Source organism: Cuspidothrix issatschenkoi CHARLIE-1 (assembly GCF_002934005.1).
Classification (GTDB): Bacteria; Cyanobacteriota; Cyanobacteriia; order Cyanobacteriales; family Nostocaceae; genus Cuspidothrix; species Cuspidothrix issatschenkoi.
Genome location: NZ_PGEM01000008.1, coordinates 1 through 24,703 on the forward strand (window position 1 = coordinate 1; position 24,703 = coordinate 24,703).

The 24,703-nt window shown below is 37.5% G+C and carries 26 protein-coding genes; 7 read left to right on the forward strand and 19 right to left on the reverse strand.

Annotated features, from left to right (window positions below; all coding sequences use genetic code 11):
- Positions 1-147: 147 nt before the first annotated feature.
- Both CUN59_RS01265 and CUN59_RS01270 read left to right on the forward strand, forming a co-directional pair.
- Positions 148-372 (forward strand): hypothetical protein, encoded by a 225-nt coding sequence (locus CUN59_RS01265; RefSeq protein WP_104386138.1) that lies wholly within the window; start codon positions 148-150, stop codon positions 370-372.
- Between the two features lie 341 nt (positions 373-713).
- Positions 714-905, forward strand: coding sequence for a putative toxin-antitoxin system toxin component, PIN family (locus tag CUN59_RS01270; RefSeq protein WP_104386139.1), 192 nt, complete (start codon positions 714-716; stop codon positions 903-905).
- Positions 906-1,092: 187 nt separating this feature from the next.
- Here CUN59_RS01270 and CUN59_RS01275 read toward each other — a convergent pair whose 3' ends face one another.
- The 7 genes from CUN59_RS01275 to hsdR form a co-directional block, all read right to left on the reverse strand.
- Complete coding sequence (locus tag CUN59_RS01275) at positions 1,093-2,271, reverse strand: restriction endonuclease subunit S (protein WP_207765344.1); 1,179 nt, start codon at positions 2,269-2,271, stop codon at positions 1,093-1,095.
- A gap of 353 nt (positions 2,272-2,624) precedes the next feature.
- Entirely contained in the window at positions 2,625-3,212 is a 588-nt protein-coding gene (locus CUN59_RS01280; RefSeq protein ID WP_104386141.1) for a transposase, read from the reverse strand.
- Between the two features lie 100 nt (positions 3,213-3,312).
- A complete protein-coding gene (locus tag CUN59_RS01285) occupies positions 3,313-5,019 on the reverse strand; it encodes an N-6 DNA methylase (RefSeq protein ID WP_243406829.1) in 1,707 nt (568 codons plus the stop codon).
- Positions 5,020-5,052: 33 nt separating this feature from the next.
- Positions 5,053-5,304 (reverse strand): prevent-host-death protein, encoded by a 252-nt coding sequence (locus CUN59_RS21630; RefSeq protein WP_207765345.1) that lies wholly within the window; start codon positions 5,302-5,304, stop codon positions 5,053-5,055.
- Positions 5,305-5,327: 23 nt separating this feature from the next.
- Entirely contained in the window at positions 5,328-5,627 is a 300-nt protein-coding gene (locus tag CUN59_RS01295) for a type II toxin-antitoxin system RelE/ParE family toxin (protein WP_207765346.1), read from the reverse strand.
- The gene (locus CUN59_RS01300; protein ID WP_104386143.1) at positions 5,627-5,893 is read right to left on the reverse strand and encodes a ribbon-helix-helix domain-containing protein; all 267 of its coding nucleotides are present in this window, start codon (positions 5,891-5,893) and stop codon (positions 5,627-5,629) included. Before CUN59_RS01300 ends, CUN59_RS01295 begins: the two co-directional genes overlap by 1 nt.
- Positions 5,894-6,025: 132 nt before the next feature.
- The gene (hsdR, locus tag CUN59_RS01305) at positions 6,026-8,437 is read right to left on the reverse strand and encodes an EcoAI/FtnUII family type I restriction enzme subunit R (RefSeq protein ID WP_104386144.1); all 2,412 of its coding nucleotides are present in this window, start codon (positions 8,435-8,437) and stop codon (positions 6,026-6,028) included.
- A gap of 215 nt (positions 8,438-8,652) precedes the next feature.
- Between hsdR and CUN59_RS01310 the strand changes: the two genes are divergently transcribed.
- The 4 genes from CUN59_RS01310 (at position 8,653) to CUN59_RS01320 (ending at position 11,026) form a co-directional block, all read left to right on the forward strand.
- Positions 8,653-8,970: a 2Fe-2S iron-sulfur cluster-binding protein gene (locus CUN59_RS01310; RefSeq protein ID WP_104386145.1), complete on the forward strand. Its 318-nt coding sequence runs from the start codon at positions 8,653-8,655 to the stop codon at positions 8,968-8,970.
- A 62-nt stretch (positions 8,971-9,032) separates the two neighbouring features.
- Entirely contained in the window at positions 9,033-9,203 is a 171-nt protein-coding gene (locus tag CUN59_RS21235) for a DUF8621 family protein (RefSeq protein WP_165790135.1), read from the forward strand.
- A 35-nt stretch (positions 9,204-9,238) separates the two neighbouring features.
- Positions 9,239-10,285 (forward strand): DUF3326 domain-containing protein, encoded by a 1,047-nt coding sequence (locus tag CUN59_RS01315; RefSeq protein ID WP_104386146.1) that lies wholly within the window; start codon positions 9,239-9,241, stop codon positions 10,283-10,285.
- Between the two features lie 159 nt (positions 10,286-10,444).
- Positions 10,445-11,026: a CPBP family intramembrane glutamic endopeptidase gene (locus CUN59_RS01320; RefSeq protein ID WP_104386147.1), complete on the forward strand. Its 582-nt coding sequence runs from the start codon at positions 10,445-10,447 to the stop codon at positions 11,024-11,026.
- 626 nt (positions 11,027-11,652) lie between these two features.
- On the opposite strand, the gene fcmC is transcribed toward CUN59_RS01320, so the two are convergent.
- The 3 genes from fcmC to CUN59_RS01335 form a co-directional block, all read right to left on the reverse strand.
- Positions 11,653-12,108 carry a filament morphology membrane protein FcmC gene (gene fcmC, locus CUN59_RS01325; RefSeq protein WP_104386148.1) on the reverse strand — a complete coding sequence of 152 codons (456 nt, stop codon included), beginning with the start codon at positions 12,106-12,108 and terminating at the stop codon, positions 11,653-11,655.
- A 5-nt stretch (positions 12,109-12,113) separates the two neighbouring features.
- Positions 12,114-13,313 carry a filament morphology actin-like protein FcmB gene (gene fcmB / locus CUN59_RS01330; protein ID WP_104386149.1) on the reverse strand — a complete coding sequence of 400 codons (1,200 nt, stop codon included), beginning with the start codon at positions 13,311-13,313 and terminating at the stop codon, positions 12,114-12,116.
- Positions 13,314-13,693: 380 nt separating this feature from the next.
- Complete coding sequence (locus tag CUN59_RS01335; RefSeq protein WP_104386150.1) at positions 13,694-14,776, reverse strand: Gfo/Idh/MocA family protein; 1,083 nt, start codon at positions 14,774-14,776, stop codon at positions 13,694-13,696.
- A 571-nt stretch (positions 14,777-15,347) separates the two neighbouring features.
- On the opposite strand from CUN59_RS01335, the gene queC reads away from it, so the two are divergent.
- Entirely contained in the window at positions 15,348-16,022 is a 675-nt protein-coding gene (queC, locus tag CUN59_RS01340; protein ID WP_104386151.1) for a 7-cyano-7-deazaguanine synthase QueC, read from the forward strand.
- A 264-nt stretch (positions 16,023-16,286) separates the two neighbouring features.
- Here the strand turns inward: queC and ftsH3 are convergent, their stop codons facing one another.
- The 9 genes from ftsH3 to ndhL all read right to left on the reverse strand — a co-directional run bounded on the left by ftsH3 (position 16,287) and on the right by ndhL (position 24,599).
- Positions 16,287-18,131: an ATP-dependent zinc metalloprotease FtsH3 gene (ftsH3, locus tag CUN59_RS01345; RefSeq protein WP_104386152.1), complete on the reverse strand. Its 1,845-nt coding sequence runs from the start codon at positions 18,129-18,131 to the stop codon at positions 16,287-16,289.
- Positions 18,132-18,362: 231 nt separating this feature from the next.
- Positions 18,363-19,148 carry a hypothetical protein gene (locus tag CUN59_RS01350; protein ID WP_104386164.1) on the reverse strand — a complete coding sequence of 262 codons (786 nt, stop codon included), beginning with the start codon at positions 19,146-19,148 and terminating at the stop codon, positions 18,363-18,365.
- A 44-nt stretch (positions 19,149-19,192) separates the two neighbouring features.
- A complete protein-coding gene (locus tag CUN59_RS01355; protein WP_104386153.1) occupies positions 19,193-20,416 on the reverse strand; it encodes an acetate kinase in 1,224 nt (407 codons plus the stop codon).
- A gap of 98 nt (positions 20,417-20,514) precedes the next feature.
- The gene (locus CUN59_RS01360) at positions 20,515-21,195 is read right to left on the reverse strand and encodes a DUF4231 domain-containing protein (protein ID WP_104386154.1); all 681 of its coding nucleotides are present in this window, start codon (positions 21,193-21,195) and stop codon (positions 20,515-20,517) included.
- Between the two features lie 10 nt (positions 21,196-21,205).
- Positions 21,206-21,946 (reverse strand): TRP family putative cation channel, encoded by a 741-nt coding sequence (locus CUN59_RS01365; protein WP_104386155.1) that lies wholly within the window; start codon positions 21,944-21,946, stop codon positions 21,206-21,208.
- Between the two features lie 322 nt (positions 21,947-22,268).
- Positions 22,269-22,931 (reverse strand): heterocyst differentiation related protein, encoded by a 663-nt coding sequence (locus CUN59_RS01370; protein ID WP_104386156.1) that lies wholly within the window; start codon positions 22,929-22,931, stop codon positions 22,269-22,271.
- 231 nt (positions 22,932-23,162) lie between these two features.
- On the reverse strand, positions 23,163-23,966 hold the full coding sequence (trpA, locus tag CUN59_RS01375; RefSeq protein WP_104386157.1) for a tryptophan synthase subunit alpha: 804 nt from the start codon (positions 23,964-23,966) through the stop codon (positions 23,163-23,165).
- An 85-nt stretch (positions 23,967-24,051) separates the two neighbouring features.
- Positions 24,052-24,363, reverse strand: a complete 312-nt coding sequence (locus CUN59_RS01380; protein WP_104386158.1) for a DUF3007 family protein — start codon at positions 24,361-24,363, stop codon at positions 24,052-24,054.
- A 26-nt stretch (positions 24,364-24,389) separates the two neighbouring features.
- Positions 24,390-24,599, reverse strand: a complete 210-nt coding sequence (ndhL, locus tag CUN59_RS01385) for an NAD(P)H-quinone oxidoreductase subunit L (protein ID WP_104386159.1) — start codon at positions 24,597-24,599, stop codon at positions 24,390-24,392.
- Positions 24,600-24,703: the final 104 nt, after the last annotated feature.

Consider the following 24,703-nt stretch of genomic DNA (forward strand, 5'->3'; position numbering starts at 1 on the left):
CATCTTGCGTAAGTCCTATATTTGTCAGAATCAGGATTTCCAGGATTTAAGGATGTACAGGATATTCATTTTATAGGAAAATGTTAAATAATGCTACAATGGGGATATAAAGGCAATTGTCTTTTGGATCAAATTTAGGAGTTTGAGATGGAAACAATTACTATTAATGTTGATCATGAAGTAGCGAAAGCTTACCGAGAAGCAGAAGCTAACAAACAAGAAAAACTCAGTGTCATAATTAAGTTGTTTTTTCAGCCTGATTTTGCTAATAAAAGTCTTAGTCAAGTGATGGAAGAAATTGCTGATAAAGCTGAAAAGAGAGGTTTAACACCAGAGATATTACAGACAATTTTAGATGATGATGAAGAATAACCGTTTTGTCTTAGATAATAATATTCTAGTCAGTGCATTGCTGATTAAAAACTCTCTTCCTTTTCAGATAATTCAAAAAATATAAAACCAGGGATTAATTTTATATTCAGAAGCAACATTATTAGAACTAAATCGAGTTTTAAATCGCAAGAAATTTGACAAATATTTTACCGTAGAGGAAAAGCAAGAATTTATTCTTAAACTAATAGGACTTACGCAAGATGTAACTACAACCCTGATTATTTCGTAGGGGTAATTCATGTAGCTTGCTTCCCGAAGGGTATTACCCCTACTTTCGTTCTATTTTGCGTAAGTCCTAACTAATTCTTAAACTAATCGAGATGTCAGAATTGATAGAAATAAAAGAATCTATTACTATTTGTCGTGATTCCAAAGATGATAAATTTTTGGAGTTAGCAATTAGCGGTAAGGCTAATTTTATTATTACAGGTGATCAGGATTTATTGGTATTAAATCCTTTTAGAAATATTGAAATTATTACTGCTAATGAATTTTTGAATAGGTTTAATTAATTTTATTTATCAGAATCAGGATATCCAGGATTTGAGGATGTACAGGATGTTATTTAGCAATTATTCATTGTTGAATAATATTATGTTTATCATCTTCTGAATTGAGATGATCAGAATTATTCTACATTCTATCCTGTAAATCCTTTAATCCTGGATATTCTGATATAGCTTGCGCCACTCTACGCTATCAGACAAAAGCCTCTCTTAAAACTGTTTGCATTAGGTCTTCTGCTAGTTGTTTTCGGTGTTTTATTTGTGCTTCTAGTTGGTCTATTATTTTCATTAAATAATCTACTTTTTCAACTATTGCTTTTTGTTCTGCTAGGGGAGGAAGGGGAATTTTAAAAGATCGGATTCTTCCTAGATTATAGTTACCAGCAGAAACACCATTACTTGAAACATTGCCTTTTGCATACTGAACACCATAAGGAGAGTTACAAACAACTGCTAAATAATCAGGATTTGTCAATTCTTTAAATACTTTAACTAAAGCTAAACTTACATAAAAAGCAAATTCAATATTCTGATCTATAACCGCAGTTTCACCAATACCTGCACCAACACGAGCAATTAATAAATCTCCTCTTTCTGGAGTTCTATTTTTTCTGTAATCTAAAAAGGCTTGTTCTGTAATATAACGGTGATTTTCTGGAATAAATCTAAATGGCTTTACGTTTTGAGCAGATAAAAAAGTCTTACCATTACTTACATAATTTGGTGTTTGATGAGTTCCATCTGTAATTTGCTCAGTTATATCTCCTAAAAGTGGATTTTCCCAAGTATTAGGTATTAAGAGACTACTTTCTAAAATAGAATCTTGCTTTTTTTCTTTTTTGAGTTTACCATCATTAATTAATTGTTGTTTTTCCGCTTTGATTTTGGCTAAAAGTGCGGTTGCGTCGGTGTTTGGATCACCTTTTTGGTTTGGGTTTTGTTTACGCCATTCTGCTGTTAATTGACCAGAAATAGCTTCTTGTAAAATCGCTTGTTTTAGTTGGGTAATGTATTTTTCTTGATTATTTAATTCAGATTTTAATTCTCTTAATTCTTGTTCAAAAGAATCAAAATATTTATTTATTTTCTGTTGTTCAATTAAATCAGGAAGTTTAATTTCAATTGGTAAGAAAGTCTTAGGTTTAATCTCTGTTTTAATTCCACCTTTAACCTGTTCCTGTAAAGCCTTTAAAAATTCAGGACTTTTCAAAAATCTTTTAAAGTATTCAATGTCAATTTTGTTTCGATCAAATGTATATGACGAATAATGAATTGTTGCTGTTATGGGTTCTTTTCCCTGATAAACAGCTATAGCACCTTTTTGAACATTAATTCCAGAAATTACTAAATCACCAGGATATACAATAATCATATCAGTTTTAGTTGGCTTTTCTGATTGATGAATATTGCCATTAAAATCTATTTTATCTAACCGTTTTAATCCAGATAAAGCGGTATCATCTGGTTTATATCTTTCTTCTCGACTTTTTAAAAAGTTAGAAATTTTGACAATTTGAAATTTACTCATAAGAAATTCTTTAATATAATTGTAGGGGTAATTCATGAATTACCCCTACAGATGGTTTATTTTCCTTTTGATTATATCGCAAATTTTACCAATTTCGTTATGAGATTTTTTCATTAATTTCTTTCATCGTTATTATCGTAGGGGCAATTCGTGAATTGCCCCTACATTGTGATATGATAACATTTATTACTTGTATATCACTTGCGTGATTGATTAAAAGATTTACGCTTATTGTTATTAATTTTACTTTTAATCAAAGATGGATGATTTTCGTCAAGTTCCCAGTGCATTGGATTATTAATAATATATTCTCGTATTCTCTGACAATCTTCCTCATTACGAATAATATGCTCATAATAATTACGTTGCCAAAATGATCCTTCAATTTCGCGGATTTGATTAATAGCCTTAGCTGTTAACATTTTAAATCGTCCAACCACTTTAGGTAATATCATCTTCCTACGATCTTTTTCATCATAAACATCCACTTCTTCAGGAAACTGTGTTAAATCCCCAAATTTATCAATTATTAGAATTGCATGAAAATGATTTGGCATAATTACATATTCATATAAATCAATATCTGAAACTTGATTGGGTAAATTTTCCCAAACATCTTTAACTATTTCGCCATACTGATTTAAAATCATTGCTCCATTTTGAATTTCTCCCAACAAAGATTCAAAATGATTTACACAAATTGTCAAATAATAAGCACCACTACGAGAATAATCATAACCTTTCAATCGAATGGAACGCCGATTACGATGGATGAATTTTGTCATTGTTTTATCTCATCTTCTTGTATTTTTATATCGGTTTGTAGGGACAATTCATGAATTGTCCGTAACATTGATTGATGTAGGGGTAATTCATGAATTACCCCTACGATAATTGATTTCTTATTATATCTAATAACTCATCACTCTTTCTCAAAGAATCATGCAACATCCCCAATAACTCAACCGAACTATAACCCCTTTCAACCTCTGCCACATGGGGATTTTTCACATCTAAATTAAAACCATTTTTTTCCAACTCCTCAAAACTTACCCGCCATGCTTGTTTACCTTCCTCCCGCTTATTCCACCATTGTTTTAAAGACTGAAACTCATTTTTATGAATCGGTTTTGTCTTAGAATAAGCCTTCACACCTTCCGGTAATTGATGTTCCCAAAACCAGATTTCCTTTGTCGGTTCACCCTTGGTAAAAAATAACAAATTAGTCGCCACAGACGCATAGGGTTGAAACACCGAATTAGGTAAACGGACAATAGTATGCAAATTACAAGACTCTAATAAATGCTGACGAATACGCGCCTTTACCCCATCCCCCGTTAAAGAACCATCAGGTAAAACAATAGCAGCCCGTCCGCCATCATGTAAATACCGCACCATCAATAATAAAAACAAATCAGCACTTTCTGTAGTGCGATAATTCATGGGAAAATTATCCTCTACTCCATCAGTCACCGAAGCACCAAAAGGAGGGTTAGCTAATATCACATCAACCCGATCTTTATTACCAATAGCAGTATATTCTTGATTTAAACTATCTGTATATTCAATATTGGGAACTTCAATATCATGTAAAAATAAATTTGTCACCGCTAACATAAAGGGTAAAGGTTTAAATTCCATCCCCTTAATTGTTTTTTCTAAAGTTTGCAAATCTCGGACATTATCAACACCTTGCAAACGTAAATGATTAATTGCACAAGTTAAAAAACCACCCGTACCACAAGCAGGATCGAGTACAGTTTCCCCTAACATCGGGTTAACCATTTCTGTCATAAACTCAGTTAAAGCGCGGGGTGTGTAAAATTCCCCATAAGCGCCGGCGGTTTGTAATTCCCGTAAAATAGTTTCATAAATATCACCGAATAAATGCCGATCTTCGGAACTTTCAAAATCAATTTCATTGAGATTATTCAACACCTGACGGATAATAGTCCCATTTTTCATATAATTATTAGTACCTTGAAAAATCTCCTTGATAATTATTGTGCGTTTATTCCCGGCGCTAGTGTCTAAATTTCGCAAAGTGGGGAATAAATCTTTATCAATAAAATCTCGTAACTCATCACCGGTTAATGATTTTTTATCATTAGTCATTCCCTTTTCAGAAACCGCCCAATTACACCAGCGTAAATGTTCAGGAATAGGGGAAATAAAATCATCTTTAATTAATTCTAATTCACGATCACTTGCATCTAAAATTTTCAGAAACAGTAACCAACCTAACTGTTCAATTCTTTGTCCATCTCCAGAAACACCTGGATCTTTCCGCATGAAATTACGTAAACTTTTAATACTACCACCGAGATTTTTCATAGAAAAATAAAAATGTATAATATAAGAGAATAACATAAAATAGTTACATTTTGTCAAATATTTGTTAAAAACAGAATCGCAACTAATTAAAATCGCATCTTCAAGACTTGCTTGTGAAATTAATAATCTATCAAATGGATCTTTATGATGTAGCGGTAAATTATCTAATCCTAATATATGTTCGGATGTAATTGATAAAATCAAAATATTATGATTGTGTATTTGTTCATTGATAATATCCTTTAATGGAAGTTTCAAAGATAACTTACCTAACTGAGATTTAATTTGATTTCATGATTCTCCTAACCAAAATTCATCAGGTAAGGGTTCATCAAAATCATCACTTGTTGATATTGCACGTAAATGTAACCCTGGTTGATCTCGTTTCTGCTGATGATTAACGGGAATAACTGTTAATTTTAGCTGCTGATGATCATTTTTCTCGAAAGTGGAAATTAAAACTTCTACCTCATCACCTTCTTGAAAAGAATCTGGTAATTCTTCCAGTACAATAACTGTCTTTTCTTTGATATAACCTTTCATTATTTTTTAAGGATTCATTTTACTTATTTATCTGATTCTAAAAACAAAGATTCTAAATCTCGATAACCACTAACAACCCGCACAATAACAATACTATTTTCAAACACCCGATAGAAAATAATATATCCATCAATAGGAATACCCCTTAATAGAGAATCTATATTTCCATAACTACGCCCGATTTTAGGAAACCTCGCTATATTACGACATTTATTATTAAAGTCCTGAACAAATCTTTCTCCCACATCAATATTACGTTGGAGAAAATAATCTAAAATATCTTCTAAATCCTTAGTTGCCTCTACAGATAAAACATATTCCATTATTTTTGACTCTCACGGGCTTGCCTAATTTTCTCATGTAATCTTGCCATAACAACATCACTATCAATCACCTCACCTTGTTCAACTTGGGCAATTCCTACAGCCAATTTTTCGCGTGTTTCCTGTTCCCATTGTTGATACCCCTTCTCCCATTCCGATAATAATTTAAGTGCTTTAGTAATCACCTCATCAGCATTAGTGTAGTTACCTGTAGCAATATAAGCCTGTATCAATTCCTCAGTTTCTGGTTTGACTTGAATATTCATAATGTATTTTCCCATTAATAGCCTTTAATTTCCAGTTTTCCCAAGCAATAAGTATTCTGGATATTTAAGATTATAACTCTGCATAGTTTCCATAGTTTCAACATTTTCACTCCATTATAACACAAATCTTAATCATGCTGCTATTTTATACAACTCAGAAGTTAAATCTCGCAAAGCAGAAATATATTGAGACTTACCACCAAAAATTTTTACAATTTCTGGAGGAGAACCAAATTGTTTTAAAGGTTCTAATTTTAGTACAGATAAATCTTCAATATTTTCAATTCCATCATTGGCATATTTTTCTAAAAGTGCATTTAAAACTTCCCTTGCTTTTTCACCATATTTAGTAAAATAATCTCGTTTTCTGACATTTTCTGCCCTTTCTTTACGAGTTAAAGGAGGACGATTCCAAGCAACATAACAAATTAAATCAAATAAATCTAAATCTTTTTTAATCTCCTGTTCTAACTCCTCAGCAATAATATCATGGTTTCGTAATTCGGCAATCAAAGCCGTTTTTTTATCTGCTTCCTTCCAGCGTGTCAAAAAATCATCTAAACTACTAAATTGCTGCAATAAATTTTGTTTTGTATAATCCTTTAAACTGGTAGTTACTAATTCTCCAGATTCATTCAAATATTGCACCCTTTCATTGAGAATTGCAATATAAACCCCGGTAATATAAATCTTATCTCGCTTTTCGGAAACAATATTTCCACCTTGAATAATTTTCGGTTTGGTGTAAGTGAAATTTTCAGCACTTTGATTAAAATTAATCACTTCCCCAGTATCTTGATCGATGATAACATCTGTTAAATTGCCATTAATATCTTCTATGGTTAACAGTTGATTGTTAGCAAGTTCTTTAATCATAATGGGATGATGATTAAAGTTAGGATCAGCAAACTTATCGGTAACATTTCTAAAATCCATGATTGTAAAAAACTGCTTATTAAATTGTTCATTAATTCTTGTACCTCTACCAATAACTTGTTTAAACTCTGTAGGGGATTCAATATTAGAATCAAGTACAATTAATTTACAAGTTTGTGCATCAACTCCCGTCGTCATTAATTTAGAAGTGGTTGCAATGACAGGATAACGTTCTTCAGGATTAATAAAATTATCAAGTTCTCGTTTTCCTTCCTTATCTTCTCCGGTAATACGCATCACATATTTATGATTTTTTAAAGCTAAACTACCCGCTTCATTGATAATAGCTTGACGCATTCTTTCCGCGTGTTCTGTATCTGTACAGAAAATAATTGTCTTTGCATAAACATCTGTTTTTCTTAAATATTCCATCACCCTTTTAGCAACGGTTTTGGTTCTTTCATCAATTACTAAATGTCTATCAAAATCTTTGAGATTATAAATTCTATCATCCACAAAATAACCAGATTTATCTCGTTTTCCCATTTCAGGACGATAACCTTCTAAATCTACATTTAAACCCACACGAATCACTTTATAAGGGGCAAGAAAACCATCATCAATCCCTTGTTTTAAAGAATAGGTGTAAACTGGTTCACCAAAATATTCAGTATTAGAAATTTCTTTGGTTTCCTTGGGAGTAGCAGTTAAACCGATTTGAGTAGCACAACTAAAATATTCTAAAATTTCTCGCCATTTACTATCATCAGCAGCACTACCCCGATGACATTCATCAACTATAATTAAATCAAAAAATTCTGGACTAAATTGTTTATAAGCATCCAAAATATCATCATCATAATTAACCAAACCTTGATATAATGCTAAATATATTTCAAAAGCATCATCAATAGTTTTGTTTTTAATCACCGTCATTTTATCTTTAAAATGTCTAAAATCACCCCGTCTTGTTTGACTAATTAAAGCATTGCGATCAGCTAAAAATAATACTTTTTGTTTAACTCTGTTTTTCCATAGACGATAAATAATTTGAAAAGCGGTGTAAGTTTTCCCAGAACCTGTGGCCATGACTAAAAGTAACCGATTTTGACCTTTAGCGATCGCTTCTACTGTGCGATTAATTGCAATTTGTTGATAATATCTTGGTTGACGACCTTGGGAATCAAAAAAGTAATCAAAACTAGCTATTGTTTCCGCTTCTGGTGTGATAATTCCTTTATATTTTTTATATTTCTGCCAAAGCTGTTCAGGAGTGGGGAAATTATCAAGGTTTAATTCTTGTTCAATTAAACTAGAAAAACCTGATCTATCATGTTCTAAAAAACCATCGCCATTAGAACTAAAAGCCACAGGTAAATCTAAAATTTCTGCATAATTTAAAGCCTGTTGCATACCAGCACCAACAGGATAAATATTTTTTTTAGCTTCAATTACAGCAATAGGAATATTAGGTTTATAATAAAGAATATAATCTGCTTTTTTAGCTTTTCCTCTTCTTGCTTGATTTCCTTTGACATAAATTCTGCCATCGGTAAAATACACCTGTTCTCGGATTTGCTTGGTGATATCCCAGCCTGAACGCACCAAGGCAGGTAAAATATACTTTGTACAAATATCCTGTTCTGAAAGTTCTCGTTTATCAGTCATGGGTCAATTAACCTATTTTGATACAAGAGTTATTAATTTAGTATAAGATATCATAGGTATTTATCGTATGGATATAAATAAATTAGTTAATGCCCCAGTATCCGATCAGAACTTAGCAACATTAAAAAAGATAAACTTTCCCAAATCGGACAAGATTGCTATATATTATGATGTAAAATTAACTGTTTGTCCGTTGCCGAAACCTGTTATTATATATGTCCAAAACTTACACTGTAGAAATCAATCACGAAGGTAAAATATATACTCTACAAGTTCCCGAAGGTGAAGCAGTCTTATCAGTAGCCGAACAAGCGGGTCTAGAGTTACCAGCTTCCTGTCATGCTGGAGTTTGTACCACTTGTGCTGGTCTAATCTTAGAAGGAAGTGTAGATCAAAGCGGGGGTATGGGTGTAAGTCCAGAACTGCAAAAACAAGGCTATGCACTACTTTGTGTTTCTAAACCATTATCTGATTTAAAGATTGAAACAGGTAAGGAAGAAATAGTTTACGACAAACAATTTGGCAAAGGTTAGGTAACTGTTGACTGATGATTGGTGTATTCTCAGAATTACAAATACAAAGGATGGAGGTTTAGATGACAACTCACTTTATTACCGCCGAAATCGAATTACAAGAAACTCCCACCGAGTTAGAAACAGCCATTACAGAGGAATTACAAAAACAAGGTGAACCTTTGCGTTGGGCTATTACTGCTGTTGATGAAGAAGAACAAACCGCCACAGTAGAAGCTGTAGTTACCGCTTAATTCTTGTTAGCGTTTGGGACAAAATCAAAAAACCTGTGATAGCAAATCAAAAACCATACACAGTAATTTTAATTATACCTACCGGCATTGGGGCAGCGATTGGCGGTTATGCTGGTGATGCTTTACCAGTAGCTAAACTTATATCACAGGTATGCGATCGCTTGATTACTCACCCCAATGTCATGAACGCCGCCAGTTTATACTGGAATATTCCCAACGCTTTCTATGTCGAAGGTTATGGTTTAGATAAATTTGCGGCTGGAGAATGGGGTTTACGTCCCGTCCGCAGTAATAGAGTAGGTTTACTTTTAGACCAGGGTATCGAACCGGAATTAATGCTGCGACACTTGCAAGTAGCTGATGCAGCCAGAGCCAGTTTAGGATTAAATATTACCAATTATGTAATTACCGATGCCCCTCTAAACGTAGAATTACGCACTTCTTCCTCCGGTACAAGTTGGGGAACAATTGGCAATCCTGATAGTTTATTACGGGCTGCTGAGAAATTAATTATAGAAGAAAAAGCCGAGGCGATCGCCGTTGTTGCCCGTTTCCCTGACGACATGGACGAAACCGCCCTCCATAACTATCATCAAGGTCAAGGGGTAGACCCCCTAGCCGGTGCAGAAGCCGTCATTAGTCATTTATTAGTCCGTACCTTTAGAATTCCTTGCGCCCATGCTCCTGCCCTTGCCAGCACCCCTCCAACCCCTAATTTATCACCCCGTGCAGCAGCCGAAGAAATAGGCTATACTTTCTTACCTTGCGTTTTAGTTGGCTTGAGTAGCGCCCCCCAATTTATTATTAATAGAGAAGTCCACAATTGTTTATTGTCCGACATCTGGGCAGATCAAGTAGATGCTGTAATTATTCCTGCCACATCCTGTGGAAGTAGTGCTTTATTAAGTTTAAGCCAAAAACAATGTCAAATAATTACAGTTACAGAAAATCAAACTTTGATTAAAGTTTCTGCTCCCATGTTAAAGATTAAAACCTTACAGGTAAACTCATACTTAGAATCTGTAGGTCTATTAGTAGCTCATAAAGCAGGTATTAATCCTTGTTCATTATTAATTGGTTAATATAGGGAACAGTCAACCACCCATCACTAGTTAACCCTCCATTCCTCCCATCACCAAACTGAGTACAGTTTTTGTGGGGGTTTCCTGGAGGTTTAGATGAAACAGAAATAGGCAAGAGTTTTATCAATTACCCATTACCCATTATTTATCTAAATAACCGTGATTGAACAACAAAATCAAGAACCAGAACTTCCCTATCTCACCCGCACCCAAGTATTAGTTGCCATGGGTGTAACCGCAATTATTCTGTGGATAGTTGCCAAATTATGGTTACGTTGGGGTAACATCATTCTTTTTAAATGGTTTTGGGACGAAAAACATTTACTCTTAGGAATAACTTTAGGTATAGCCATTACTATATTAAGTGGTTTAGCTTATCGCCTTTTTCCTCTTTATCGCAAAAGTGCAGACTATTATCTAGAACTGGTACTCAAACCTTTAGCTGTACCTGACTTAATCTGGTTAGCATTATTACCCGGTTTAAGCGAAGAACTATTATTTCGAGGTGTCATGCTACCCGCTTTAGGTGGAGATTCTATAGCTGTAATAGTATCAAGTCTGTGTTTTGGAGTCTTACACCTGAGTGGTTCTAAACAATGGCCTTATGTACTTTGGGCAACTATTATTGGTATCATTCTCGGTTATAGCACCCTATTAAGTGGCAATTTATTATTACCAATAGTTGCCCATACCGTCACAAATTTGTTATCCAGCTATTTATGGAAAACCCAAAAACTATAGATATCGGTGGATAAGATAGCCGGAGCCAGAAGGTAGGGGGGAAAGCTTATCCTGTATGATTTTTAATTTTCAGCACTTCGACTATGGCTACGCCACGCAGGCTATCGCTCAGTAACCGTTTGTATCTCATTCAACTACATACCGCTATATCAGAAATCAGATATTATTTCCCACATTCTGCACTTCATAGTGTAGTATTACCCTTTTCAAACATTATTATTAATAATGCTTAAACAATAAAGTATTAGCACTGGAAGTAATTGATAGAATACGTATTTTTGTATACTTTAAAAATACAGCAGTTTGTGAAGGTATGAGGTACACATTTTGCGAGCAAGACTTGTACTAAGCTTGTCGTTCGCGTAGCGTTAGCCATCACCACAAAAGTTTGATTATGGTTGTACCTCATTTGAATGAAATATGCTGTAAAATTAAGGAAATATTCGCGTATTACAAAATAAAGTGCAGAATGTGGATTATAACTTCTGCCTTCTTCTTTTTACTCCTATTCATCCTTAAAACGAAATATCCCACCAATAATACCTGAATGGCTTATTGGTGGGACTTACGGTAGTTCACTCAAGAGTTTTTCTCAAAGTAAAAACAAGGAAAAACCTGGGTTTTGATTAAAAATCATCAAGAAACTGACCAATGCGGCTAATTACAGGGTCTACTTCTTGAGATTCAAGTTTCGGTTCCGGGTCAGGAGGGATATAAGTAAGTGGTTGCTGACCAAGAATGATTGCCAATTTTCCAACTTGTTGACTAAGTTGTAACATTTGACTTTCCATCGCCTCCAAACGATAAGACTCCCTGGCAAAAAAACGTTCCTCAAAATCGGTCATTCGACGTTGTATTTCACCGATTTTCTGTTCAATCGTAGTGCTATCTGCTGTATTAGAAGCTGGTTGTACAGATTCTGGGACACACAGAGCTTTCCAGAGAGCCTCTTTACATAGGTCACTGAAAGTTTTACCTGGCTGTGTCTCTAAGTAGTTTTCCACCTGTGCCAACAAGCTTTCATCAGCAATTTCTGGATTGAACGTAACTGATTTAACTACCTTTTTTGACCATTGGAACATCAGTTTTATGACCTAGCAGAGCGAACAGCAACAGATAATTGCGCTTCTCCATAAATAAACTGCCCCAAAGCATTAGCTTGGCGAGAAGGTGCAGCTAAGTAAGCTTTGATTTGAGCTTCTTTGAGAAGACGCTGAATATCTTCCCAGAAAAACTCCCCACCACCACCTGTAATAATCACATCAGTTACCCGTTCTGGTAACCAAGCTAACACACGAGAGCAAATTTCCCGTGAGAATTGTTCTGTGAGATTAGGCAGAAAATCATCCAAATTAGTAGGCTTACTAGCACCTTTGGGACGGTAAAAGCGATTGCCCTTGGGCTTATTCACCGCAGAAATCAAGGCTAAAGATTGACTATCCGCGTTGTCTATTTCCTTAGCTACCATTTCATAAAACTGGCTCATGCCAAAGTCTTCACTCTTAGAAGCACCTCTAGCAAAGCGGAAATTATCCACCATGATCATATCAATGGTTTGGTGACCAATATCCACAATCCCCACGGAAATTTTTGTAAAATCGGGGACTGATATGCCTTTATTTGGTTGAGTTTCCGACCACAGTAAACTACCATATCCTTCCGGCATAACCCAAACTTTGGTAATGTTCAAAGATAAAGATTCACCACGGAAATTCATGGTATGGCTTCCAGTTACCAAACCAATTAACTGTGCCTTTTCTTTTTCAAATTGTTCTAAAGATAGGAAAGGTAGACCGAGGACAACAGCAATTTCATCTTTGAGCTTAAAATACCCAGCAGATGATAATACTTTAATAAGTGCATCCTCTACTTTAGATTGGCCAACGCCAAGATTGGCACCAAAATCTGCTGCTAATTGCCCGACAGCATAGCCACGACCTTGATACTCCAGCCATAAATCCATGAGTGGGTCACTAGCCTTAGCTTCAAACACACCACCACGAATTTGCTCAATAGATGTTTGCTTCACATTAGAAGGAATGAAAGCCACATCATTGGTGTCGCGGCTGACACAGGTTTTGGTGGATGTTCTGCCCAAATCTACACTGAGAATTGTTTTACCGCCAACACTGGTGGTTTTCACAGAATTTATCGGTGTTGCTGTTGCTGTTGCTGCTGCTGCTGTTGCTCCTGTTCCCGTTCCTGCTCCTGTTCCTGCTACTGGAGTGCGGTTCATCGGAATGGCGGCGGCATTCATTGGATTAGCTGCGGATGGTTGGTCTGTCATGGAAGATCCTCTGTAAAAAGTTATCATGCTCATCTTACAAAAAGGTGAGCTACAAAAAATTTTAGGTTGGGTTAAGTGTAACTAGAAATACGTCAAAATTGAGAACAGGCGATGGTCAATTTTTTTTTTCAGGGGAGTATCACATTTATATTACTAATTTGGTGTTTTTACATTTTCGATTGGGTTGCTATACTCACAATGGCCTAATCCTGTGGTTTTATAGGGTTTAGCAGTGCTACACCCTTACATACAGCAGTTTGCGAAGGTATGAGGTACACATCTTGCGGGCAAGATGCCCGCACCACAAAAGTTTGACTATTCCAGGTTATACCTCATTTGAATGAAATATGCTGTATCAATTTACCTACTGTCTATTAGAACTAGATAGTTGATGTCAGAGATTGGACTCTGGATTCAGCAGACCATTCTAATGGATTCCAAACTCTTTCTTCTAAAGCCATCTGTTCAATTAAACTAGCCAAGCGCAGGGCTTTAAGAGCTTGTTCACCACCAACAGAGGGCTGATTACCACCACGGACACAGTTAACAAAATGCTCTAATTCCGCGCTTAGAGGTTGAACATTAGTGGTATAGACTTTTTCGATCAAACCATCTTGTCTATATAGAACTTTTTGGTTGTCAAGGTGAGGATTAAGCGCCGTTTGCCGATGGACTAAAATTTCATTGTTGAGAAAATCTGCTTCTGTAAATGAATTTTTACAATGGGCAACTAGACGGCGAATTTTCCGGTGAGTTACTTTACTGGATGTCAGCGTGGCAACAACACCATTAGCAAAGCCTAGAGTCGCAGTTACATAATCTAAATAACCGGAGTCTAAAGAACGAGTACCACTAGCAGTCAATTTTACCACAGGGGAAGCGGCTAATTCTAGCAGCAAATCAATGTCATGGATCATTAAATCCAGCACTACGGAAACATCATTCGCCCGCGCTGAATAAGGACTCATCCGGTGGGATTCTAAGGCCAAAACTTCCTCGGTTTTCAGGACTTGGCTCAGTTCCCTAAATGCGGGATTAAATCGCTCAATGTGACCAACTTGCAAAATACACTGGGATTCTGCCGCAGCATTAACTAGAGATTCTGCTTCAGAAATACTAGCCGCTATTGGTTTTTCAATTAAAACATGGATTCCTGCCAACAAACAATTGATGCCCACAGCATAGTGTAGGCGTGTAGGTACAGCCACGCAAATTGCATCTACATGGGGTAGTAAGTCGCAGTAATCTTCAAAAAACCGGACTTTGTATTTACTAGCAGTTTCTAAGCCACGTTCAACGTTGATATCCGAAACTCCTACTAGCTCAACATCTTTCATGGAACTGAGGACGCGGGTATGATGTTGTCCCATGTTACCAACCCCAATCACTCCTATGCGGATATGTTGTGGTTGGCTGCGCTGTGAATATAGATTTGGTTCTGACATTGATATGCTATCTTGCACTATTGTTCTCTCCTCAACCACCAAATTTAGAGACGCTAAGTTTGTTGTTTTTTATACTTAAACGTCGAGTTTGATTTGTCTTAAACCATCCAGATGGTAACATAGTGATTATCTTTATGAAGAATTTCAAAGTTTACCTTCAGTTCCCACCATTTTGGCTATCTTTTTTGTCAACTGTCGTTAATTAGTGTATTTTTATCATTGGCTGCAAAAAAAATCCTCTGTTTTTTTGTTGACTGGGTAGATTTCGTCATTTCTCAGTACAAATTCTCAGGTATGTAGTTAGATAATTAACTAATTTGGTCAACACCTGATTTCTGTTCTGTAAATTAATCACTCTTTCTATCAGTAAAATTACAATTCGTTAAATAGTTAATACTCAGAGTACAATGTTTCCTGTGATCTATACAATTGGTATTCTTGTTCCACAGAGTTTGTCTGTACATATATCTTTGTTTGTTCCATTTTGTTGATTTTCCCATCTTTTGGATACAATTTGTAAAGGAATGGGTAATTAATAAAATTTCTCTGTGTTGTTCATGTTTTTTGTTTTGCCATTCCCTATGCCGATATGAAAGCTGTAATTTTGTTGTCCGGTGGTTTAGATTCTTCTACGGTGCTTTATCAAGCTAAAGAGGATGGATGTGAATGTTATGCTATCTCTTTTGATTATCAACAGCGACACCGTAAAGAATTAAGTTCTGCTTTAATGGTAGGCAAAAGGGCTGGTATAATTCAACATCAAGTTGTGAATTTTGATTTACGACAATGGGGTGGTTCTGCGTTGACAGATGACAAGATTGATTTACCCCAACAGCGTTCTTTAGATGAAATGGCGGATCATATTCCTGTAACTTATGTGCCGGCACGGAATACGATTTTTTTAAGTTTTGCCTTGGGGTATGCAGAGGCGATCGCTGCCGAAAGAGTATATATTGGGGTTAATGCTTTAGATTATTCAGGCTATCCAGATTGTCGTCTTGATTATATCCAAGCTATGCAGGAAGTTTTTCGCTTGGGTACAAAACAAGGACGCGAGGGAGAAGGAATTAAGATTGTTGCACCGTTAATTGAGCTAAAAAAGACAGAAATTATTCAACTTGGTAATCAATTAGGTGTTCCTTGGAATCTGACTTGGTCTTGTTATGCTGGTGGTGATGCTGCTTGTGGTGTCTGTGATTCTTGTCAATTGCGGTTAGCTGCTTTTGCTGAGTTGGGTTTAGAAGATCCGATTAATTATGTTTAGTTAATGCAGATGCGATCGCTGATGATAGGGAATAGGGATTTTTATTTGTTTTAGGACTTACCCAGAAGTTACTGAAAAACGAACCACAGAGACACAGAGTTCACGGAGGAAGAAAAACAGGAGAAATCCTCACATCTTATTGTTATGTTGTAAAACCAGGAAACGTCCCGTTAAATGCATAACAGCTTATCATGCACGGTTATAAAAAAATAGGGTAATCCCAGAAAAACCAGAATTACCCTAATTAAAAGTTTAAGAAAAATATTAGGCAAAAGCTGCCATTTTCACATCGTTATTACCAAGAATTTCTTGTAATTCCTCAGCGTCTACGGTTTCTTTTTCAATCAGCATTTGGGCAATTTCATCTAAAACCTTGCGGTTGTTTAGTAATACTTCCTTAGCTCGAATGTAAGCAGTATCTACTAACTTACGCACTTCCTCATCAATTGCAGCAGCAGTTTCTTCAGAGAAATCACGTTCTGACATGATATCTCGTCCTAAAAACATATTGCCTTGTTGACGACCTAAAGCTACCGGTCCCAAGCGATCGCTCATGCCAAACCGAGTTATCATTTGTTTAGCAACTCTGGCCACTTGTTGTAAATCGTTGGAAGCACCGGTTGTAACTTCCTCTTCACCAAAGATAATCTCTTCAGCGAGACGACCACCTAAAGCTACGGCCATTTGATTTTCCAAATATGCACGGCTGTATAAACCTGTATCCATACGGTCTTCACTAGGAGTAAACCAAGTTAAACCACCAGCACGACCACGGGGAATAATACTAATCTTTTGTACAGGGTCATAGTCAGGCATTAACGCACCAACTAAAGCGTGTCCTGCTTCATGGTATGCAACTAAGGTCTTGCGCTTTTCGCTCATTACCCGGTCTTTTTTCTCTGGCCCAGCTAGGACGCGATCAATAGCATCATTGATTTCATCCATAGAAATTTCGGTTAAATTCCGACGTGCTGCTAAAATTGCGGCTTCGTTGAGTAAGTTGGATAAATCTGCACCTGTAAAACCAGGAGTACGACGAGCAATTTTATCTAAGTCCACATCCTTGGATAAGGTTTTACCACGGGCATGAACTCTTAAAATTTCGCTGCGACCTGCATAATCAGGACGATCTACCACGACTTGACGATCAAAACGACCAGGACGTAATAAGGCAGCATCTAATACATCAGGACGGTTGGTAGCAGCAATAATAATAATTCCGGTATTGCCTTCAAAACCATCCATTTCTGTTAGTAACTGGTTCAGGGTTTGTTCTCTTTCATCGTTACCACCACCTAAACCAGCACCACGTTGACGACCTACTGCGTCAATTTCATCAATGAAGACGATACAAGGAGCGTTAGTTTTTGCTTGTTCAAACAAGTCACGGACGCGGGAAGCACCCACACCCACAAACATTTCCACAAATTCTGAACCGGAAATGCTGAAGAATGGAACACCAGCTTCCCCAGCGACAGCACGGGCAAGGAGGGTTTTACCAGTACCAGGAGGCCCAACTAAAAGCACACCTTTAGGAATTTTTGCACCAATAGCAGTAAAGCGATCGGCGTTTTTCAAAAAGTCCACAACTTCGTTTAGCTCTAATTTGGCTTGGTCAATACCCGCAACATCTCCAAAGGTAACTTGAGTTTGGGGTTCCATTTGCACTCTGGCCTTAGATTTACCAAAGTTCATGGCTTGGCTACCAGGTCCACTTTGAGCGCGACGCAGCAGGAAAAATAACCCTACTAGCAGTAATACAGGGAAAAATAAGCTACTGAGAGCTTTAAACCAAAATCCTTCGTCTGCTTGAGGCAATACAGAAATATCAATGCCTTTAGCTGTCAAAGTATTGATTAAATCTGGATCATTAACTAAGGTAACAATCTTTTTGCTTGTACCATCGTTGGGAGTTACCAGTGCAGTAGAGCGATCTGCGCTGAGACTGACTTTATCAACTTTTCCTTGTTTTACTTCTTGAAGAAACTGGCTATAGCGCCATGTTTCTCTATTATTTTGGGGTTTATCGAAAAATGCTGTTCCCAGTGCAATGACAACTATAAACAGGAGCGCGTATAGCCCCGTATTTCGCCACCTTTTATTATTCACCGATGTTTATTCTCCTGTACTTGTTTGCTGCTTATACCTAGCTTCTGTAAAGAATCTAAGAGAGAGGACATTATGATAATTATGTTAACTTATTTTAAGATACCTCAAAATAATTCTCCTGTCATGCTAAAAACAATCTCCCATCCTCCACAGGTCTAAAACCTGAGAATGATAGGAGTTCTATTCTAGCTATTCTGAGGAGCGGTCAACAGTTAACCGTCACCAAACCAATTAATCTTTTTCTGGTAATTTAATAGTATTTGTGCCGTTAGGATTTGTAATTACTTGTCCTCCCAATGCTTCTATTTCCCGAATTGCTCGTTTACGGGTTTTTTCATCTAGTTTGTTATTTAACACTGTCATCCATGTAGCAACTCGCGCTGATTTACTATCAGGATTTCTACTTAGAAATTCCGCCGTTTTTTGAGAAAGAAATGCTACGTGCTTACTTTCTTCATCGTTGTAAGTGTTTGCCCATTCTGAGGCTTTGAGAAAAGATATTTGTGCAGCTTTTGCATTGCCTAAAAATAATAATTCATCTGTGCCTTTATAACGCCAAATAAAGTAGGATTTTTGCGGTAATTGGGGAGATAAAGATTTTAATCCTTTTTCCATTAAAGCTATAGACTTTTCTGGCATACCAGCGTATAAAGAACTACTTACAGAAAGTCCTAGATAAGCTGCTAAGAAACGGGGATCACGTCCTAAAATTACTTCAAAATATTCTGGACTGAGACTGTATCCAGTTTTATCTCTGGCTTCTTCATCACCAAAGAATTGTAAAAAATCAATATATACCCAATTTGCAATCAGGTTTTTATAACCAAAACTGGGCAAGTTTTGCAGTAAGTTTAAGCGCAAACTTTCTTTTTTTATATCTTTTTCTAAAGCTTCTACAGAACTAGATTGTTTATTAATTAATAGTTTTTGCAGTTTTGGTGCTTGCATTAAACTAATGCCAAGAATACACAAACCAGCGACTAATGGTGTGGTAATAGCTTCACGAGATAAAAACATATTAGGTAATTGGTAATTGGTAATAGAATTTTCTCCCCTGCCCCCTAACCTTCTGCCTCTTGTAGCATTGTGCAACATTGTTGAGCAATTGCCCAATCTTCTTGAGTTGTTATCACTAATACGCGCACTGTGGAATCCAATGTAGCAATATCAATATCAATAGGTTGTTGCTGGTTTTTCTCTAGATCAATTTTTAGTCCCAAAAATCCAAAAGCTTCGCAAGCTGCTTGACGTATTCCTGCGGATTTTTCGCCTACTCCAGCAGTAAAAACTAAAACATCTAAACCTCCTAAACTCGCCAGCATTGCCCCGATTCCAGCCCGTAAACGATGTACGTATATATCCCAGGCTAGTTGGGCGCGTTGATTACCTTGTTCTTTGGCGGCGATCACCTTTCTTAAATCGCTGGATATCCCAGAAATACCATATAATCCTGAAGCTTTATTTAATAGATTATCTAATTCTTGACTAGAGTAATTATACTGTTGCAATAAATAAATTAACATCCCTGGATCAACAGCACCGCTACGGCTACCCATCATTAAACCATCTAGGGGGGTAAATCCCATTGTGGTATCAATGCTACAACCATTTTTAATGGCGGCTAAGGAACAACCATTTCCCAAATGACAAGTAATTAACCGCAGAGATAATAACTCTCGATCTAGAATTTCTGCTGCTCGATGGGCGCAATACTGATGGCTGATACCATGAAAGCCGTAACGACGAATACCTTGTTGTACTAAATCATAGGGGATGGGATAGATGGCTGCAGCATCTGGTAAGGTGCTGTGAAATCCGGTATCAAAAACAGCGACTTGGGGAATGTGGGGTAAAGTTTTTTCCATAGCTTCAATTCCTGCCAAAGCTGCTGGGTTGTGTGCTGGTGCGAGATTACATAACCGAGCGATCGCCTGCTTTACCTCTTCCGTAATTATCACTGCTTCCCGGTAATCTTGTCCACCATGCACTACTCGATGTCCAACTACATCTATGGCTGATAAATCATCAATTACCTTAGTTGTACCATCTGTGAGAGTTGATAACAAATAAGTAAATTGTATCTGTTGAGAATCACCGATAATAGTTTTTTGTAATCTTGCACCAGTAGCCGTTTTTACTGTAATTTCTGCCTGATTTTGGTCTTGACTCCAGTTAATTTTCCCTTCCCAAAGGGGTTGGGAGACTAGGGTAGAAATGGGGGTTGTAATCTCATAAAGACAACTCTTTTGGCTGCTAGAACCGGCATTGAGAATTAGTATCTTCATAGATTAATGATTTTACTTGTGGAGTCAGAGAACATCAAGATTCAGATGTATAGTTAATTTTGTCTAACTCCTGAATCCTGAACTTCTGAAATTCTAATTTACGATAAAACTGTTCCAGATTTACTAACTTTAGCAACAGAATCATCACCCCAAGTTAGAGCAACCGAATCTTCTCTGGAGATATTACCACTAGAACTACTTCTGAAAGTCTCTGGCTGTTCGCTACCATTTTCATTCTCACCACTCTTCTTCTCTTCCTGTTTCTTCTCTTGGACAACTTGGGTGGCGTAAACTTCTACATCCCGTTGGATAATTTCTTCTATCTGGCTGGCAAAGGCAGAAAATGCCTGTTCATGGTTTGAGTAATTTATATAAACGCCACTTAATTGGAAAAATTGCCAACCTTGGGTTTTTAAAGATTCTACTGTGCGGCGATAGTGCCGCCAACGTTCTCCATAGTGAAAAAATTCTTCCACAGCAGCGCTAATTGCTACAACTTGACTTAAACCAAAAGTTGTCCAAACAATAGCGTCTCTGGCTCTAGCATTATTAAGATTCAGACTCACCAAAGCAGGGAGAACTATACCGCCAACAATTGTCAGTAGTCTGGCACGGTAATAGCGATTTCGGGCTTGTCCTGCTTGTGCTTCCATCCACAGAACTTGATCTAACCACCTAGAAACTAAAAACTTCCTTTGTAGATCTTGTAGTTTTAAGGTATCAAAAATTTCGCCAAAATCTTTCTTTAAAAATTCCCGATAGGGATCTTTTTTAGCCATAATGCACTCCTTAAACCGAAAGTAAGTTAGTAATTGTATAGATTAACTCTTCATGTTCCGCATCTAAGTTTATTGTTTGCAGCTTACCTGATGCAGCTAGTTTTGTCGCTCGTTCATCAGTAAAATCGCCAACTGAAGCGGAAGCAATTTTATCTGCGGTTCTGCCACTACCAGCGACGGCTATGACTAATCTCCCGGCACTGACACTATTCAAAGCATCCGTAAAGGTAATTTCTCCGCCATTAATTAGGACTGTTACCGAGGGATATTCTCCAGCTAAAACCGTTGCCACATCTGCTATCCAAGACGACTCATCCCCCCAATTATCCCCAGGAACTAAAACAAAATGAGTATGGTCTGACTGTAGAGGGCAAGCATCACCAGATGGAGTTGTAGTTTGCTCTGGGATAATCACTTTTCCAATGGGTGCAACACCAATTAAAGGGAATTGTGCTTTAATTTGACTGCGGGCATAACCTATTAATCGCATTACTCCCGCATCCGTACCTCCATCTACAACACACGCGCCCAAATTTTCAGCAATTGGGGCTAATACTTCCACAAATAAGCTTTGGATACGGATAAAATCAGTATCACTAATCTGACTTGCACCTCCAACTATCACCAAAATCGGACGAGAACTACCCAACCCAATGTTTGCAAGTGCATGAGGTAATTCAGCAGTTTCCGATACTTTAATTGCGATCGCAGCTTGCTCTTGATTAAAAGTAAGCTTAAAAGAATTCTCCATGTATTGCAATTAGAGTCATGTAATTTACGTTCTAGTATATTTAATTGTCAACAACAGTACAATATCATTTTTATTACTCCCGTAGTAGAAGATCACGTGAGTTCGATCAATAATTTTTAACCTCTCTGGTAAATCTCTCCCCGCACCCCTCCCTAACCCTCTCCTAAGAGGAGAGGGAAAAGGAATAACATTTAATACTGGCTGGAGAGGCTTAAAAACCTAATTTTAATATTCTAATGAGAGGTTAAAATACCACTCTTGGAGTCGGATCGGGGTTAGGGTGAGGCTCATCTAATTCACGTTAAATTAAGCCAATCATCTACTACATTTCATCGTATTCTGCGGTTTGTACTCTTCTGGCTTCCATGGGGGAAGAGGGTAAAAACTCAGCCCGACGCATAGGTGCTAAAGGTGGTGTGAGTCTATTATAGGGGTGAATTACCTGAACGGTGCGGTTAGGACGCTGTTTAGGTGCAAATAAAGATAACACACCGGCGACAACAACACCGCCACCGATGGTCAATGTCGCACCACCTACAGCCCAAAACATGGGAGAAGACCACCAATTATTTTGTTCAGGCTGTTGTAATGATGTGGCCATTTTTTGTTGATTAACTTGTTGGGCTAATTGCCACTCCCGTTGCGTAAAGCCCTGAACTTGTACCTGGAGTTGTTGATTTTGTAGCCGCAGTTGTTCATTATCAGCTTTCATTTTCTCCATTTGCATATTCATTTTCAGCTTTTCCATTTCTAGCTGCTGATCAGAATTGGGAGCAGTTGGGGGCTGATTAAAATATGCTGGTTGTCCATAACCTCCAGGATACTGAACAGGGGGTGACATTACCTGGGGTGCCATTACTGTTCCCGGCATTTGTGGACTAACAGCAAAGTTAGATGATATGGGGGTACTTGTTCCTTTGAGTAAGACTAAAGCCGCCAACCCTGCCACAGCGACTCCGCCAATAAATGCCATACTTTCGCTCATTGCCGTTAGCCCTCACATACTACCAAACAGTAACTTAGTTGTAACTGATGTACTCTCACACACATAGTTTTTTGCCTACTTCAATATCATATTAAAAATCAAGATAACCCAGTGTATCAGTTAGTTTTTTACCTATCCTAGTATATGCTGTTATTATTTAAGACTATCAGAGTCAGATTGTCTACTAGAAAATAACAAAAAAATACACTGTTTTGTAATTTCTCCCTTGGGTTAGGTGGGATTTTTGAGGGCTGTCTTGAGATTTTGGCAGAATTGAGTGATCGCTTCTAAACCCTGTTCTGGTGTCCCTTCTGCCAGTCGCTTGACTACGGCACTGCCCACAATTGCTGCATCCGCGCCCCATGCTTGCACTTGTCGCGCTTGCTGGGGATCAGAAATCCCAAACCCTACACCAATGGGTTTATCTGTAACATTGCGGATTTGTTGGAGTAAATCACCAACCCGCGTGTGCATTTCCGTTCGGATTCCTGTGACACCAGTAACACTCACTAAGTAGATAAAGCCTTGGGAAGCGCGAGCGATCGCTTCTATTCTTTCAGGAGAACTGGTAGGAGCTACCAATAGGGTTAAATCTATCCCCACCTCACTGGCTGGTTTTAGTAGTCCTGCGGCTTCTTCTAAAGGCAAATCAGGTACAACTAAACCGGATACTCCAGCCTCTTTAATTTGTTCTAAAAACTTATCAACGCCTCGATGTAAAATCGGATTGTAATAGGTAAATAAAATAATAGGCGATCGCAAACTCGGACTAATCTCTTTGAGCATCTCTAACACCTGCTCTAAAGTCGTCCCCCGTTGCAAAGCACGAGTTGCAGCAGCCTGAATTACTGGGCCATCTGCCAAAGGATCAGAATAGGGTACACCTAACTCGATTATATCAGCCCCAGCATGATCTAGAACCTGCAAAGCTTTAGCAGTAGTCTCTAAATCTGGATCACCAGCCGTAATAAAAGGAATCAAAGCGCATTCCTGATTCCGTCTTAAAGTTTCAAAGCAACGAGAAATAGCAGTCATTTCACCTAGTCAGTAGTCAGTGGTCATTAGTCAGTGGTCAGAAGTCATTGATTAACAAACAACTGACAACTGAACAATGATAACTCTAAACCTGAGATTCTTTTTCTTGTTCAATCTCAGCTTGCAGTTTAGCTACTTCTTCAGGAGAGAGTTGATCAAGCTGCTTTTGCAAAAAAGCCGTTTCATAAGCCTCCCGTTGTTGGTGGTAGGTCATTTTATTCCCTATTGCTCGGAAAATATAGGTGCATAACCAGCCAATTAAGCCAGCTATCAAGAAAACTTGACTCCAGATACCAGCATTTTGACTATCTAGTCCCACTACTTGCAAACCCACATAAGCCAAGCCACCGGCTACGAAAACGCCGAAGCCAATACCAATCGCGTCAATACGTCGCATGAGAATTATGACCTACCAATCTTAATTTAAGCAATTTTGCGGGGGCGGGGATTCAAATTCACAAATGGAGAAAGAACAAGCAATCCCGGAAAGAAAAAGAACACCAAAAAGTACATAAACACTCGTTCCACAGAACCAGCGGTGTACCATCTTAAGCCCAAATAGAAAAAGACAGCAATGGGTATTACTAGCAAATAAGCCCCAGCTAAAGTCAGATACAGCAGTGCTACAACCATATTCCTTACCGCAATTTGAGAAAACTATAATTTGGTGCGTCCATTTTTCATCATAGGACAGTAAGCTGTCGCTCCTCCAACTTGTACCATAATTATCTTAGCAG